The organism is Proteus sp. HMSC14B05, from assembly GCF_001808035.1.
GTDB classification, from domain to species: Bacteria; Pseudomonadota; Gammaproteobacteria; order Enterobacterales; family Enterobacteriaceae; genus Proteus; species Proteus mirabilis.
Map to the genome: position 1 here is coordinate 203,828 of NZ_KV791994.1, position 16,400 is coordinate 220,227.

At 36.0% G+C, this 16,400-nt stretch carries 14 protein-coding genes, 1 tRNA gene and 1 pseudogene; 5 read left to right on the forward strand and 11 right to left on the reverse strand.

Annotated features, from left to right (window positions below; translation table 11 throughout):
* Positions 1–213: 213 nt before the first annotated feature.
* Positions 214–954, reverse strand: a complete 741-nt coding sequence (locus HMPREF3129_RS12355) for a MurR/RpiR family transcriptional regulator (RefSeq protein ID WP_004246678.1) — start codon at positions 952–954, stop codon at positions 214–216.
* Positions 955–1,085: 131 nt separating this feature from the next.
* On the reverse strand, positions 1,086–1,562 hold the full coding sequence (locus HMPREF3129_RS12360) for a cold-shock protein (RefSeq protein ID WP_004249014.1): 477 nt from the start codon (positions 1,560–1,562) through the stop codon (positions 1,086–1,088).
* Between the two features lie 186 nt (positions 1,563–1,748).
* Between HMPREF3129_RS12360 and HMPREF3129_RS12365 the strand changes: the two genes are divergently transcribed.
* Positions 1,749–2,447, forward strand: a complete 699-nt coding sequence (locus HMPREF3129_RS12365) for an RluA family pseudouridine synthase (RefSeq protein ID WP_036919343.1) — start codon at positions 1,749–1,751, stop codon at positions 2,445–2,447.
* Positions 2,448–2,466: 19 nt separating this feature from the next.
* Here HMPREF3129_RS12365 and HMPREF3129_RS12370 read toward each other — a convergent pair whose 3' ends face one another.
* Complete coding sequence (locus HMPREF3129_RS12370) at positions 2,467–3,006, reverse strand: DUF2058 domain-containing protein (RefSeq protein ID WP_017628616.1); 540 nt, start codon at positions 3,004–3,006, stop codon at positions 2,467–2,469.
* A 224-nt stretch (positions 3,007–3,230) separates the two neighbouring features.
* On the opposite strand from HMPREF3129_RS12370, the gene yajD reads away from it, so the two are divergent.
* Positions 3,231–3,578, forward strand: coding sequence for an HNH nuclease YajD (gene yajD / locus HMPREF3129_RS12375; protein WP_004246674.1), 348 nt, complete (start codon positions 3,231–3,233; stop codon positions 3,576–3,578).
* Positions 3,579–3,976: 398 nt separating this feature from the next.
* Here yajD and HMPREF3129_RS12380 read toward each other — a convergent pair whose 3' ends face one another.
* The 6 genes from HMPREF3129_RS12380 to HMPREF3129_RS12405 all read right to left on the reverse strand — a co-directional run bounded on the left by HMPREF3129_RS12380 (position 3,977) and on the right by HMPREF3129_RS12405 (position 10,742).
* Positions 3,977–4,654 (reverse strand): hypothetical protein, encoded by a 678-nt coding sequence (locus HMPREF3129_RS12380; RefSeq protein ID WP_036919347.1) that lies wholly within the window; start codon positions 4,652–4,654, stop codon positions 3,977–3,979.
* Between the two features lie 92 nt (positions 4,655–4,746).
* Complete coding sequence (locus HMPREF3129_RS12385) at positions 4,747–6,354, reverse strand: hypothetical protein (RefSeq protein ID WP_004250003.1); 1,608 nt, start codon at positions 6,352–6,354, stop codon at positions 4,747–4,749.
* Positions 6,355–6,367: 13 nt separating this feature from the next.
* Complete coding sequence (locus tag HMPREF3129_RS12390; RefSeq protein ID WP_036895820.1) at positions 6,368–8,863, reverse strand: TcfC E-set like domain-containing protein; 2,496 nt, start codon at positions 8,861–8,863, stop codon at positions 6,368–6,370.
* 22 nt (positions 8,864–8,885) lie between these two features.
* A complete protein-coding gene (locus tag HMPREF3129_RS12395) occupies positions 8,886–9,569 on the reverse strand; it encodes an EcpB family pilus assembly chaperone (protein WP_004246670.1) in 684 nt (227 codons plus the stop codon).
* An 89-nt stretch (positions 9,570–9,658) separates the two neighbouring features.
* Positions 9,659–10,282 carry a common pilus major fimbrillin subunit EcpA gene (gene ecpA, locus HMPREF3129_RS12400; protein WP_004246669.1) on the reverse strand — a complete coding sequence of 208 codons (624 nt, stop codon included), beginning with the start codon at positions 10,280–10,282 and terminating at the stop codon, positions 9,659–9,661.
* Positions 10,283–10,421: 139 nt separating this feature from the next.
* A complete protein-coding gene (locus HMPREF3129_RS12405; RefSeq protein WP_004246668.1) occupies positions 10,422–10,742 on the reverse strand; it encodes a helix-turn-helix domain-containing protein in 321 nt (106 codons plus the stop codon).
* A gap of 770 nt (positions 10,743–11,512) precedes the next feature.
* Between HMPREF3129_RS12405 and HMPREF3129_RS12410 the strand changes: the two are divergent.
* Positions 11,513–11,690, forward strand: a pseudogene (locus HMPREF3129_RS12410) (IS481 family transposase); the annotation flags it as partial.
* Positions 11,691–11,789: 99 nt separating this feature from the next.
* Here HMPREF3129_RS12410 and HMPREF3129_RS12415 read toward each other — a convergent pair.
* Both HMPREF3129_RS12415 and HMPREF3129_RS12420 read right to left on the reverse strand, forming a co-directional pair.
* Complete coding sequence (locus tag HMPREF3129_RS12415; RefSeq protein ID WP_036919350.1) at positions 11,790–12,824, reverse strand: virulence RhuM family protein; 1,035 nt, start codon at positions 12,822–12,824, stop codon at positions 11,790–11,792.
* A 388-nt stretch (positions 12,825–13,212) separates the two neighbouring features.
* Positions 13,213–13,307, reverse strand: a tRNA-Sec gene (locus HMPREF3129_RS12420).
* A gap of 239 nt (positions 13,308–13,546) precedes the next feature.
* On the opposite strand from HMPREF3129_RS12420, the gene prlC reads away from it, so the two are divergent.
* Together prlC and rsmJ are read left to right on the forward strand one after the other, a co-directional pair.
* Entirely contained in the window at positions 13,547–15,589 is a 2,043-nt protein-coding gene (gene prlC, locus HMPREF3129_RS12425; protein WP_036919353.1) for an oligopeptidase A, read from the forward strand.
* 3 nt (positions 15,590–15,592) lie between these two features.
* Complete coding sequence (gene rsmJ / locus HMPREF3129_RS12430; RefSeq protein WP_012368588.1) at positions 15,593–16,339, forward strand: 16S rRNA (guanine(1516)-N(2))-methyltransferase RsmJ; 747 nt, start codon at positions 15,593–15,595, stop codon at positions 16,337–16,339.
* Positions 16,340–16,400 lie beyond the last annotated feature (61 nt).

Here is a 16,400-nt window from a genome sequence, read left to right on the forward strand (position 1 = left end):
AATAATTTAATAAATAATAAATTTTTGAAGATAGAATGTTCTATTATTAATAAATAGCCCATTAAAGAGATATTGAACAAATTGAAAATAAAGGTGTTTTTAAAATAAATTGTTATTTTAGCTTAAAATACATTAAATTTATTAATATAGTAAAGAATAAGGCCGTGAAAAAGTTAATCTTGAAGAGATAATTCTGAGACTAAAAAATAATGTTTAAAGTAGGTTTTCTATTTCATTTATTAACAAATCAACCAAAATAAAAAAACCAATTCGTGACTTGGTATCATCTTTTTTCGTATCATGATTATCCGCGAAACAAAATAGCGTATGCGTCGCATAACTGGTTAACTCATTGGTATTAAAGGCTGTCATACTGATAATGTTTGCCTCTTTTAACTGCACAATTTTTGCCGTTTCAATGATCTTTTTAGTTCCCCCTGAAAGAGAGATAAAAATAACCGTGTCATCTTCATTCACTAAACGTGTAAATGAATCTGATAAGTTATAATCATTAATAAAAAAGCAATGCAGGCCCAGTGCAAACAATAAGTGTTCAAGATAATAACCGACTGCTTTACTTGTTCCCCTTGCCACAATAAAAATATTACGAGAATGGCGCAGTGTTTTAGCACACTCTTTAATTTGCTCTTCATTGATGAGGGTAAAGCTTTTATTAATATTCTTCTCTAGTTGTTTTTTATAAGATGAGTGATCACTCTTTTCTATTTTATTACGCGAAAGAATATAATTATTAATTTGAAACTTTAGCTCTTTAAAGCCACTAAAACCTAACTTCTGCGATAAATTAATAATTACCGTTTTTGATACAAAGGTTTTAGCGACTAAATCATTAATATTTAAATAGGGGATATCGGCGATATTATCGGTAAGATACTTTAATACTTTCTTTTCACTGACGGTTAAATTGTCATAATTTTTTAAAAAATCCAGCATATCTCACCTAATCAATTAATAATCATGATAAAACAATCAGTTAAGCATATTACACTCTACTGCATAATATGCTTAATCACAAAGGTGATCCATTGCACTATTGAGTTAAAAACAGATGCGCATTATCTCAATTAAGCCTTAATCACTTTGACTGTTGCATCAATATCGACTTCATCATCAGTAAAGGTTAATACTTTGCCGTGATAAGTAATGATATCAATTTTTTTCAAAGTACGCGTTTGATCTGCTGCCGACTCAGATTTAGGCTTAATACTGTTCATTAGCATACCAACTGATAATATTGTATTTTCTTTATCAATATGCGTTTTAACGGGTACTTGTTCGCTATAAACACGATAAGACTTAATTGACGTTAACTTAACGCGCTCTCCGGCAATAAAGATATATTTACTGTCTGGGATCACTTTTACTGCATAGGCTGATAACCCCTTCATATTGGTCGTGGGTTCAAACGTGACTATTGCATCTTTTTTAATAAGATCAGGGTTGGCAACCTTAATCACATGAAAATAGCGATTATCCCCATTTTCATCTTTGATAAATCCAAAACCTTTATCTTCAAACCATTTTGTGATTGTTCCATTCATTGCCATTACCGCCTACATGATCATTATTACTCAATTTTCTCTATGCAGTATAAAGCACAATCTGCATTCAGACTATGCCTTTGCCTATTAGTCTTTAAATTGAGTAAATAAGCATATTATGGTTTGAGTCGCCAATCGGCTGAAATTTAGCTATGATCAGTGCACTTTTGTGATCAGGATAATTTGATGTCGACGATTATTGATACCTTTATTGCCCCCACTTGCCATGACAAGATTGAGTATCTTTATCAAGATGAACATCTACTGGTAATAAACAAACCTTCAGGTTTACTAAGCCTTTCAGGTAAAAACCCGCAAAATATCGATTCTGTTCATTATCGCTTAGTACCATTGTTTCCCGAGTGCACATTAGTTCATCGTTTAGACTTTGGCACATCGGGGGTGATGGTTATTGCCCTGAATAAAGCGATTAACCGTGCACTTTGTCAACAATTTAGCCAGCGAACCGTCACTAAAGCTTATGACGCCCTATTATGTGGCCATTTGCAAAATGATAGTGGTGTTATAGAAGCGCCTATCGCGAAAGATCCACAACACTTTCCACGTATGTCGATTAGCACCACACAAGGCAAAGCTGCGCGCTCTTACTATCAAGTTATCGAACGGTTTTATCAGACTCTGGTTGATGGCACTCGATTACCTTTAACGCGCGTGCGACTCACACCGGAAACAGGCAGAACACATCAATTGCGTATCCATTGCCAATATATAGGGCACCCTATTTTAGGGTGTGATTTGTATGGTGGCCTATTATTATCAGGAACAGAGTATACCCCACGGCTAATGTTGCATGCCTGTGAGTTACATTTTATTCACCCTGTTAGTGAGCAACCGATGGATATTTATCTACCTTCGCCGTTTTAATATCAAGCCACCCTTAAAATCACCACATTAAATCGTCTGGCACTTTAAAATCAGCATAAGGATCATCTTCGTCTTGTTCTGCTTGGCTTAATGTGTTGTTTAATAAGATACAATCTGCATCTCTTTGCATGATTTTATCTGCCACACTCGCAGGAATAATGGCATATTCATTGTTTCCGGCGCTATCAATCACTAAACGTGCAATAGCTAAACGACCATTAATTAATTGAGATTGTGTTACTTTATCCACCTCAAGCGTTTTAATCACATTATTATCGGTAAATTTAAAATCAATATCGCCCTTAGCAGGGGTAATTCTATTCATCTCAATAAGTTGTTTAACTTGCGCTTTATACTCTTTTAATAAGGTTGCTTGTTTTTGCTGTTCACTGAGTTGTTTATCACGCTCAAGCTGTAAACGTTTCTTTTCTTCTACAGCCTCTTTCGCTTCTCTGGCCTGAACCCGCGATTTTTTCGCCGTTCTTTGTACTTTAGCCATTTTCTTATTTGTCACTAATCCCGCTTTTAGCATCTGCTCTTGTAAGGTAAGTTTTGCCATTTTTATGCCTAATTTTGCTCAATAATGCCCGAAATTATACCTGTAATTTTTAAGACTGCATCTCGTTACAACAACGCAAATTATCATAATAACACTCATAACCATATCGATGTTATTTGCTGAGTAAGCGTTGTGTTAATCACATTGGCTCCCTTAATGCATTAGGGTATATTGAGAAGTAACCAAAAAACTTTCTCTATCATTTATAACAGGCAAAATAAACCATGGCTGTGATCCCCAAAAACTATGCAAAACTAGAAAGCGGTTACCGCGAAAAGGCGCTAAAACTCTACCCTTGGGTTTGTGGACGTTGTGCTCGTGAATTTGTCTATTCAAATCTGCGTGAATTAACCGTTCATCATATTGATCACGACCACACCAATAATCCCGAAGATGGCAGTAACTGGGAGTTACTGTGTCTGTATTGTCATGATCATGAGCACTCAAAATACACAGAAGCAGAAGAGTACGGCTCTACCGTTGTAGCAGGGGAAGATGCCCAAGATGATGTTGGGCAAGCAACCTATAACCCTTTTGCTGATTTAAAAGCGATGCTGAATAAGAAAAAGTGATCTAATCGTTATCACGACTGAGAAATAAATCAGATACTGCAGTGTGTTAATCTATTATAGAACGTTAATACACTGCCAATAATTCATATCCCCCGCTACTCTATATATTAGTAAAACTATTATTTTTATTTTATCGATAACTGACTATCGCGCTATCAGAAATGTTGAAATTGTTTAAATTTATATATTGGTATTATCAAGTCAATCTAGAGGTAACAACGCCGATGCGTTTTATCGATTGAGGAGGAGATAGCTAAGAAAAGAGCTTCACTTAATGCAAAATTATAAATAGAAATTTATTCCTGTTATATAGCTAATATTATGCCCACAATCATTCTTATAGGTGACTCGGACACTGGCCATGAGCATCATGGCCAATACACTTTAAAGTCACACTATTACTCACAATTCCCTATAGAGTAATATTTATCAAAGATAACAATATACTTACGACTTTTTTGACTTATGCGCAGATCTTTAATTTGTTGATTGGGTAATAAATAAAATACATAAGGCTCTGAGTCATCATCACCATCACAATTTTGATGTAACAAAACCCTAAAATAAGTATTACCTATATTTTTTAATATCCCTTGGTTAATATTTAAATCATATTTGAAATCTGGATCTTTAGGTCTAACAACAAAATAGGTTTCTAAACTTACTGTGGGGTAGAACAGTGGTTGTTTTTTTTGCCCTTCATCATTTCTTATATCAAGTGGCGTTTCACTGATAATAATTTTATAATAACGTTCTTTCTCATCCGCCTCTCCTCGATAGAAAATTTTAAAAAATTCCTGCTCCCCGGGTAATAGAATTTTTTTAAGGGGAGTAAAAAGAATTTCTCCATTCTGAATAGGTGTGCCCTGCTCTTGATAACCCGGCCTATCAATTTGGTAAGCACTAAATGTATATAAATTGGTTTTTTTAGTATCATTAATATAGGGCTTAGAAAAGAAGGGTTCCCCCGACTCCATAGAGGAAATATCTGCACTAATATAAAGTGCATATGCATGGTGATAAAAGAAGACTAACAACATCCCGCAAAGTATCTTAAACCAAGATATTAGTTTCATATTAAAATTTCAGTATTCGTTATAATAGAAAGCGACTTAAATAAAAAACCAGTACGTTCTTATCAGTCGCCATAACATAAAAATAATCAACTTTAGTTAATATCAGGCCCAGTCCATATAGCCTTAACCGTTACCGTTCCACTGGCTGAGACTGTTCCTAGCCAATCAATACCATCTAAAGTGAAAAATGAGTTAGCATCATTCATTGGAAAAGATAAATCTAGGTTCGTTCTATAAAAAGAGCCTAAGTCTTCATCAGGTCTATCCCATGGTGTTTCTGTCCATAACGCATTTTTTAATGAAATTTCATGACTATCACAACTCGCTCTATATTTTGCATCCGTACCATCACTATTTTTAAATGAGAGATAAGCCGGAAAAGGCACATTAAGTCGGTTATCACTGGAGGAGAATAAACAATAGGATTGCCCTTTTAATGTTGTTTGTGGTCCTTCTACAGATGCAGTAATAGAGTCTGCTTGTCTAGGGCCACTGGTGGTAACAATATAATTAAACTCAATGGGTGGCTCTTCATTACCCACTTTTCCCGTTTTAGATTGATGAGGGTTAAAATCAGCAGGAATAATGCTTATGCCATAATCTCTCGGTTTCAGAATAAGTGTATTTGAGGGGGTGAACTCATAATACCCAGATTGAGGCACTGCTGTATTGGTAAATGAAAAGGTAAAAAAGTCTTGGCTATTTTTAAAGTCGACATTACTAGAGACGAGTCTTTTTAAAAAGGTATTAGATAAAAAGATAGAAACATTTTTATTATTAACTTTAAAATAATAATTAGCGGGGTATGTTGTATTATAATTATACCAGTTATTACTGCCATCATCGGGGCCAATTTTTATTGTATTTGCCGCTGGCGTAAAAGGGATCAGTGTATTATTAATTTTTAAATTAAGCCTAATATTGGTAAATATATCCCCAGTAGTTTCATGATCAATCACCTGACAAATAATACCATTTTGGTTTGATACAATACCCACTCGGCAAAACTGAGAGCCTAAGCCAATCGTGGGATTACCGTTACTATCAATAAATATTTCTTGTAAAGCACCTGTTGAGGTCAGTTTTATATGCCCAGACTTAGTGATATTAAACTCATGTGATGCAAGCATTCTTCCGCCGATACTTTGGCAAGATTCGCCTTTACTGGGATCATAGTCTGTTTTTGTCATACAGGCTCTATAACTATATGTCTCTATAGTGCCTACAGGCAATTGGCGAAAATACAGGTATGCCGAATCACTAAATATCCCCCGAGCATAAGCCGATTCACCGTTAGTATTCGTCTGAACTATTTTATAAGCCCCATCTTTACCTATATATTGCGCAGGCCAATAGCCACTATCATCTGTACAATAACGCCTCATACATCGATTACCCACAAATGGCTTATCTATTTGAGAATTTTCTAGCCAAATATCGACATATTGATTGGCCTGAATGGATGTATTGGTATACCCCATATAACCTAAACTGAGCTGTGAAGATTTTGAATAACGCGTATATTTATTGGCACCCGAAAAACGCGGATCGGTTGTTCTTGGGGTAATAAAATATTCATTATCTACATTATTCTCAATAAAAACGTAACTATTAGTTACCGTAGCGGCTTGACTGGTTGTAGACAGCGATAAATTTAAAAGACAAGGTGCTACGAGTAAAAAAAATATTTTGCTATTCATAATAAAGTTCTCGTTATCTTTTTACGAAACTAGACTGAGGTTGACAAGTTACCTCTCCAACCCACATTGCTCCTTGTGCCCCTTTAAGATCTAAGTCTGCTTCACAGATTGTTTGCTGATCTTCTTGTAGTAACGAGATCACCGGATAACGGACATCTACATCCATTGAAAACTCACCATTTTGATCTGTTTTAGTTCGACCAATATGATTTCGAATTGAAGCATATTTTAAAAGTTCACCATTAGGGGATTTCAGACGTCCGAAAACCGTGACTAATTGCCTCACTTCCGGTTGATAAAAGGCAATATTTCCTGGATACAATGTGACGGATTTATTTCGGCCAGAAATAATGTCAAAGCTGTCTTTCGATTTGCCATCATTCATTAATTGGATGTCATAATCTGAATAAGGAGATAATGGAATAAAGGTATTTTTTCCACTAATCGGGTAATTTTGCCCGTTAACTTTAGCGAGCATACTGCCACTACCTTTAATGTCTGAATTGATAATAATGCCAGATTTACCTTGTTGACCACTGGGTGTGATCATCCCTTCACTATAAGCTATAGAGCCACGAGAAGTTAAATTACCATTGAGTCGTTTATTATCAGGGCGATTAATGGTCACCGTACCAGAGTTATACTTCGTATCATAAGAAGCGTAACCTAGAGTTGAGAAGTCAGATTCACCATTATCTTTATCATGCACTAACTTAGAAACAGAAACCCCCGCATTAGTGATCACGGAGTTTTCAAAATTCTTATTCACATAAATATTGGCTTTTACATTGCCATTGGTTGAAGAGATCCCAGTACTTAACCACGTTGAAAGAGGTAAAGAGAAATCAAGATTAATAAATTTTTCATTAGTGCTATTTTGATTATCATAATGATAACGCTGAACCCCAGCTCTTAATCCTACCGTGCCATAACGTCCCGAAAATAATGTATTTGCATATTCATAATTAATAGAATCACTACCAACTCGCTTATCTTTGGTATTGCTGATAGTAAATGAACCCGTTCTATCCATTATCTTATCGAAATTAATAGTTCCTCCATAAGAGTAACTGTCAGCCTCATATAGCGGTAAATCACCTCTTACGATAGTTTTCTCTTTAGATGCCCATAATGAACCATAGCCTTCTGGGATATTAATAGAAAGCGTACTAATATTACGGTGACTACCATGATTCTCTAACATTCCTTGCCAAGCAATAGAAAGATAGTTATTTACCGCTACACTGATATTCGTCTCCTGTACAATAAATTTATCAAATCCATAGTTAGACATTTGAAAACGAATACCGGATAACAGAGGAAAGTTATAAGCAAAAGAGCTACCGATTAAATAACTTTTTTCGGGAGTTTGGTTATAAGCGCCCCCCTCTTTGATATAATGACGTTTATCAAAATCAATATAGCCACCATAAATTTCCCAATTTAATTGGTCAAAATTACCGTTAGCGGTACCAAAAGACTTATTAATGGTTTGATGTTGTGTTGTCACTACCTTGCCATCAATAACGGTTTCAATCGTTACTTCATAAATACCATAAGGCAACATGCTGGTATCAACTTCAAAATTACCCATCGGGAAATTTTGAATATTTAATAATTTACCTTGGCGATAAATACGAACTTCACCTGGACTATTTAAAAAAGCATAAATCGGAGTTAATGATTGCTGTTTATTCACCACCCTACTTGATGAATTATTCCCGATTGATGCTGCATAAATTTTACTGCTGCTCAATACTGTTAAGCTGGCTAAGGACTGTAAATTCCAAGTGCTCATTAACCCGATAGCAAAACGCAATCCATTAAAATCACGTTCATACATTGCTCTATAGAGTTCAATATTGGAATTGGATTTACCTATACTGTAGGCAGATGCATTAATATTAAAATGGTGTTCAGCTTTAGCTAATAATGTGTCTAAATTAAAGTAGCTACTGGATGAATCTTGGGCGTTTTTAACACGACTTTGAAAGACGCCCAAATCATAGTTGGCCACAGCAGAAAATGAATTAACAGATGAATTTCCTAATATGGATTGTCTAGCATGTTCTTTGGGTGCAAAAGCTGACTTATCAACATCTAATGATAAATTAAATGAAGAGACATTTAATTGAAGAGCAGCATTACTATCAATAGTTATACTATTATTTTCATTAAAGATAGCATTTTTTTTATTTTCAATTTTATCAACTAATAACTGATTTAGTGTTGCGCCTTGATTATTTTCGATTAATTGAATACTTGATAGTTTTATTTTATCATTATCGATAACAATAATCGCATCTGCAATTTTCTTTTCACTTTGGTTTTGTTTATTTGCATCATTAAGTCGTAAGAAAACGGGCACCGACATACCTTCCTCTAAAGCATTAACAAATGCCGGAGGAATAATATATCCGCCCACTTTAATTCTTTTTATTTCATTAGCATTAATCGTATTCGAAAAAATAATACCTAATATTGATAAAGCGATAATACTCTTACGCATGATTTAGCCCATTCTTTATTTTTTATTTGACAACAATGAACTCTCCTTTGTGCCAAATGCCTACGCTAGATTTTTTATTTGTGAGATCGACAAGTTGTAATTTAACGGCTAAATGTGGCATAAGGTAATAACGCTCGCGACACATCCCCTCCACACCATATTGTTGTTTTTCTGCTAGACAAGGGCCTGAAGCCACAACACGAAATGAACTATTACCGATATTAGAAACTTTATTATCATGATACTGATAATTAAAATTCTCAATTCTGGGTGCAACCACTAAAATTGTACTAATAGTTGCAGATGTTGTTGCTGTCGCTGATTTTGAGCTTTGTGTTATACCATTTTCAGCAATAGGATCATCTTTCCAATTTAATCGATAATAACGCTCTTTATCATCCTTAGGCCCTTGATAAATGATTTTAAATACATCACTTGCATGACCGGGAAGAATCAGATTAGCCGGTGTTGATAGAATTTCATTGGGATCAGTAACCGGAATAACTTTCCCATTTTCAAGTGGTGAGTCTAATTTTTCTATTGTCAAATTGACTAATCTTGCCGTATTTACTGTATTTTCAATTTCTTTGGCAAGAGTACTTTCATCAGAAGATATTATCTCTGTTATATTACCTACATTTACTGCAAAACTATTTTTTAATGGAAACCACAATAATAAAAAAAGGATTAATTTTATCTTATTCATAATAGTCAGTTTCTAAAAATAAATAACGATAAAGATATTACTTCCCTATAGTATCTTTATCGTAATATCAATTAGCCAATAAAGGAGAATTAAGGTTCTGGATTAGGTTTAACGGTAGAAAAGTCACCATCCCAAGTGGCAGTAAATTGCACTTTTACATCACCATCCCAGACACCATCAGCCAGTGATTTAAAATCGGCTGTTGCTCCTGCTGCTTGTGCACTGGCAATTACAAAAGTGAATTCACCACGATCTGTAGCGCGCTCAGAGCCATTGTAAATACCATCAGCAGCTAAATTATCTAAACCTGAGGTTAACCCTTTTGATGTATCAATTAACACGACATCAGTTGTTTTAGAAAGGTCTTCCCCATTCCATTTAACACCAACTGTTAATGTTGAATCATCAGTTGTTCTTGCTAACGTATTAGCAATTAGTTTTGATGATAATTTAAAATCGGTTGCGCCAGATTGGCCTTGAATAGCAATATCAAATGCACCATTTTGTTGGTTAAATGATTTTTGTCCTTCAGCATAATTAAAAGTCAGACTTTTTAATGGAGTGACAACTAACATACTGGTTGTATCTTTAATTGCAGTTGCTTGCCAAGTAGCAGTTGCTTGTGCAACACGAGTATCTGCATTAGCAGCCGTAGCAAAAGAAGCAGCAATAATTGTTGATAGCATCACCGACGCTATTTTTTTATTTAACATATTATTCTCTCTAATTTTGATTTATAAAAAACAATTACATAGTATAAAAAACACCTTTAATTGTGCTTTTTATAAAATATAATTAATAAAATCATTGCAATGATAATTATTTTATGTGATTTATTAATTTTTAATGTAATTAAAAGTTATTTATGAAGTTTTTTGTTTGACAACCTTTCCATAAAATATATTTCTTTTTATTATCGACTTTGTTTATTTCTCTCTCATCGGAAAATTCATTTTCAAGATATTTAAATACATCTACCCATTTTTTATCTAAAATTAATAAAAAATTTGCTAATTGATCAACGGTAATTGCAGTAGCTCCTATTTCATATCGTGAAATTTGTTGTTGGCTAACATTCATTAATCTTGCCAACTGCTTTCCTGTCATATTTTTTTCTTTACGTGCTTTTCTTAAAAAAATACCAACATGACCACTAATCATATTAGATTTCATTAATTACACTCCAATAGAAAATTGTTAACTAAACATTTCATTTAAATCAATCATAAATATATAAAAATAAGAGTAAAAACGTTTATACCGATCGAAGTTAGTTAACTTAATAGCTACAACCTATCAAATATTGGTTATTGATCGATTTAATTTATTAGCTTACGCAAATAATTTGTATTTAAAAGAAAAGATTTTTATTAATTATATGATAATTAAATAAATTAATTCTTTAATTAAAAAATAATTTAAAAAATATATTTTTTATAGAATTGCAGAAAAATAAAGAATAATGCATTATTGATATAGCCTAATTGATATATTTGATCATATACATTTACAATTTGTTACATAATTCATCAAATAGCGATTTAAGTACTAATAATTAGAGTACTATAATACTCTGATAAAAGCGCATTTCTGGTTGAATATCCTGTCATCACATTTATTAAGAAAACTTAAGCCCAAAAATAGCACTTAATCAAAGAATTAGTATCAATATATTTGTAAAGTAATCACATGATTTTAAATATCTTTTTTAATTCTATTAATACTAATATAAAGTGTAAAAACACATTTTAATGAAAATAGAGATCAATTTTAATAAGTAATTATATTACTGATTAACTAGATTATTGATTTAGATCAATAATAGTATTCTGCTATTATATTTTCATTAATCTTTAATGGTAATTAAATGCCTAAGAAGTTATTTTAATAAAAATAATATATATAATTATGCAAAAATATTTTTCTTTGCATTAATAATATGGCAAGAAGTTTATCAATATATCGATTATAAAGATGATGTCGATTTACATGAAAAATTAGCTGAATGGGAGGCTTTTTATAATTGTCATCGCCCTCACTCAGCGCATGCTGGTAAAACACCGTATGAAGTGTTAAAAAATAAGCTTGGTCTTTAAGACTAAGCGTCAGCCGAGGTTCTGAGTGACACAGCGTAGAGATTTTTATCTAGGAACATTCTATCCGTAGTGGTAATTTCACTTATTTTTAGAGGATGGTAAATACACTACTTATCTTATTATCTTACTTACCTTTTTTCAGCAAATCTTTCAATGCTGCAATATTCGCCCTCGTCCCTTCAGCTTCTTTTAATTGTCGACGTTTTTGAGCATAAATATCAAATACTTCTCTAGCTTTTTCATCAGCGGCTTTCTTACTAATCCCACCTGCGCCTTGTAATACATCACGGTCATTGAAACTTAAAAACTGATCTAGCTTAGTATCCCAATCTTGTAAAAAAACTTGCTTACGGCGCAGCGCTTGGTCTTCAGCAAAATCCAGCCACATATTGACGATACGGTTTAATTCTTTCAGCTCATTTTCGCGTAGATAATTCTTCGCAATCGTGACATCGGTTTTACGCACCTCATCAAATTTATAGTTGGTTAAGCCCATATCCGGCTGACTGGCATCTGCGCGACTAGCTATAAGCTCAGCGGCAGTCATGCCGGTACAAGCAAAATGTAATTTGTTTTGGATAGATTGGAAGAAACGAGTTGTTTCTTTATTGGATGGTTCGTAATCCGCTGCCATGGTGAAGATCTCTTTCACCCGTAAATACACCCGCCGCTCACTGGCGCGAATATCACGGATGCGTTCGAGCATCTCATCAAAGTAATCCGGCACGACTGACTGACCGATAGGCGGATTTTTCAGCCGTTCATCGTCCATCACAAACCCTTTGATCAGATACTGTTCCAGCGTTTGCGTTGCCCACTGACGAAACTGAGTACCACGGACAGAGCGGACACGGTAACCAACAGCAATAATGGCAGGTAAACTATAGTGGTCTATCTCTCTGGAAACCTGACGATTTCCCTCTAATCGAACTATCCGGAATTTCCGGATGGTTGCGTTTTGAGCAAGTTCCCCTTCAGAGAAAATATTAACAAGGTGCTCGTTAATTGTACGAACGTCTTTTCCATACAGCTCAGCAATTGATGATTGAGATAACCACAGAGTATCAGACTCAAAGCGGCATTCGACGCGAGTTTGACCATCTTCACTGCGGAACAAAACAAATTCACCCTGTGGTGCTTCAGGAAGATTATCACTCATTACATGGCCTCCACTCTCTATACGTTATGCATAAACTGTGAACAACAATATAGCATATTTAACAAAAAAATAAGGCCACCAGCAAATAGATAGCAAGCACATTATTTTATGAAAAAACAATGTAATACGATCCCCTATACTATCCATCTTTCTGAATAATATTCGTACATTTTTCAGTCATCACCCATAGCGCCTTATTCAATTTACTATCACTATCAATACCATTCACCGAACATGTACGAGTATGCTTACTTTTCGCATTTCTGCCTAATAGCACTCCTGTGAGTCAATTCTCTTGCAAACGTTTTAACATTTGTTGAATTAAAAATAGCTTAATAACTGATCATTAAGGGATTGATTGAGTTTTGGGAGGTGTAATGAACTTAAGTGGCGGAAGATCACAGGAGTCGAACCTGCCAAGGACCGCTGGCGGCCCCATCTGGATTTGAAGTCCAGCCGCCCCACCGGGGACGATGATCTTCCATATAGGATTATTTGTATGAAATAACATGATGATTATACGCTGAAATAAAATCATTCCCAAGTGCACTAAATCAATAAAACCTCTTTCAAAGAAAATAATCCCGCTTTTGAGTAAAAAAACTGATAATTAACGCGATACTATTGAACTTATGCACTTTCATCCTCATCTTATTACCTATGACGAATAAACTCAGTGATGTATGCCATGTCACTGTAAACCCAGATACAGGATGTTTTTTATGTCAAATCCATTACTTAGCACAACGGGATTACCTGCATTTTCCCAGATAGAACCAAAACACGTTGTACCTGCCATTAAAGAAGTTTTAGCTAATTATCGTGCAACCGTAGAAAAACTTCTCGCTGACAACACCGATTTTAGTTGGGATAATCTTTGCCAACCGTTAGCCGAAGCGGGTGATAAACTTTCTCGTGTTTGGTCTCCTGTTAGCCATTTAAACTCCGTTAAAAATAGCGCTGAATTACGCGAAGCTTACGAGCAAAGCTTACCTTTACTGTCTGAGTTCAGTACTTGGATGGGTCAGCACGAAGGATTATATCAAGCCTATAAATCTATCAAAGGAAGCGCTGATTTTGCCTTACTGACTCAACCACAAAAAAAAGCCGTTGAGAATGCGTTACGTGACTTTGAATTATCCGGTATCGGTTTACCAAAAGAGAAACAACAGCGTTTTGGTGAAATCAGTGCACGCCTATCAGAACTGAGCGCCAAATTTGGTAATAATGTGTTAGATGCGACCATGGGGTGGTCTAAACTTATCACCGATGAAAGTGAACTTGCCGGTATGCCGCAAAGCGCCATTGATGCAGCCAAAGCAATGGCACAAGCAAAAGAGCAACAAGGTTATCTATTAACGCTCGATATGCCAAGCTATCTACCTGTTATGACCTATGCTGATAATCGTGAGCTTAGAAAAGAGATGAGTATTGCTTATAGCACTCGAGCCTCTGATCAAGGCCCTAATGCAGGTCAATGGGATAATAGTGAAGTGATGGCGGAAATTTTAGCATTACGCCATGAGTTGGCTCAGTTGCTCGGCTTTAAAAATTATGCCGAAAAATCACTTGCCACTAAGATGGCAGAATCGCCAGAACAAGTACTTAATTTCTTAACTGATTTAGCCTCTCGAGCTCATCCTCAAGGCGAAAAAGAGCTGGCTGAATTAACGCACTTTGCCAAAACACATTATGGTGTGGAGAAATTAGAGCCTTGGGATCTGGCTTACTACAGCGAAAAACAAAAACAACATCTATTCTCCATTGATGACGAACAGTTACGTCCTTACTTCCCAGAGCACCGTGCATTAAGTGGCTTATTCGAAGTGGTTCACCGTATCTATGGTTTAACGGCTAAAGAGCGTCATGATATCGACACTTGGCACGATGATGTACGTTTCTTTGAATTATATGATGAAAGCAACACATTGCGCGGTAGCTTCTATCTTGATTTATACGCTCGTGAACATAAACGCGGTGGTGCTTGGATGGATGATTGCATTGGTAGAATGCGTCATGCTGATGGCACACTACAAAATCCTGTCGCCTATCTTACCTGCAACTTTAATAAACCAGTAGGTGATAAACCCGCACTCTTTACCCATAACGAAGTAACCACGCTATTCCATGAGTTTGGTCATGGTTTACACCACATGCTAACGCAAATTGATACCGCTGATGTATCAGGTATTAATGGCGTACCATGGGATGCGGTTGAGTTACCAAGCCAATTTATGGAAAACTGGTGCTGGGAGCCAGAAGCGTTAGCCTTTATTTCTGGCCATTATGAAACTGGCGAGCCATTACCACAGGCTATGCTTGATAATATGCTCAAAGCAAAAAATTATCAGTCTGCGATGTTTGTATTACGCCAACTAGAATTTGGTCTGTTTGATTTCCGCCTACACGCTGAATATGATCCGGCTAAAGGTGCTCGTATCATGGAAATACTAAATAGCGTAAAAGAGAAAGTCTCGGTAGTACCTGCAACACCTTGGGCGCGATTCCCTCATGCCTTTAGCCATATTTTTGCCGGTGGTTATGCAGCAGGTTATTACAGCTATTTATGGGCTGATGTACTGGCTGCTGATGCCTTCTCTCGCTTCTCTGAAGAGGGCATTTTTAATCGCCAAACAGGTCAATCATTCCTTGATAATATTTTAACCCGTGGTGGTTCAGAAGAGCCAATGGAGCTGTTCAAACGCTTCCGTGGTCGTGAGCCGAAACTTGATGCTATGCTCAAAGGCTACGGCATTAAAGGATGATATGTGAATATCTGTTTACTTTGTGAAGAAGGCGCTGATAACAGCGCCTTATCTGCTTTAGCGCAACGTTGGGGATTAATTCACGACGCCACACAAACTATGGCGTTAGTCTTAACGCCCACTCACCTTGAATTGCGTAAACAAGATGAGCCTAAACTTGGTGGGATCTACGTGGATTTTGTCGCGGGTACTATGGCTCATCGTCGTAAATTTGGCGGTGGTCGTGGTGAAGCGGTAGCAAAAGCAGTAGGTATTAAAAAGGATTATCTACCCGATGTGGTTGATGCAACAGCAGGATTAGGCCGTGATGCCTTTGTATTAGCCTCTATTGGTTGTAACGTAAGAATGGTTGAACGTCATCCTGTGGTGGCTGCATTACTTGAAGATGGCTTGAAACGCGCTTATCTCGATGCAGATATTGGTGAGTGGATGCAACAGCGTATGAAGCTCATTTATGCTTCATCTGCACAGGCACTCACGCAAATTAGCCCTACACCTGATGTAGTCTATCTTGATCCTATGTATCCCCATAAAACCAAAAGCGCATTAGTGAAAAAAGAGATGCGGGTATTCCAATCTCTTGTCGGTGCGGATGAAGATGCTGATGCATTATTAGCACCAGCCATGGCACTGGCTAAAAAACGAGTGGTTGTTAAGCGTCCTGATTATGCTGAGCCGTTAAACAATCAACCCGCACATGCAAGTGTCACCACCAAAAATCACCGTTTTGATATCTATCCTTGTATCTAACCATAGTTGACATCCTCCACGCCCTACAGGACGTGGATCCCTACTGCGTTCAGACTGATGT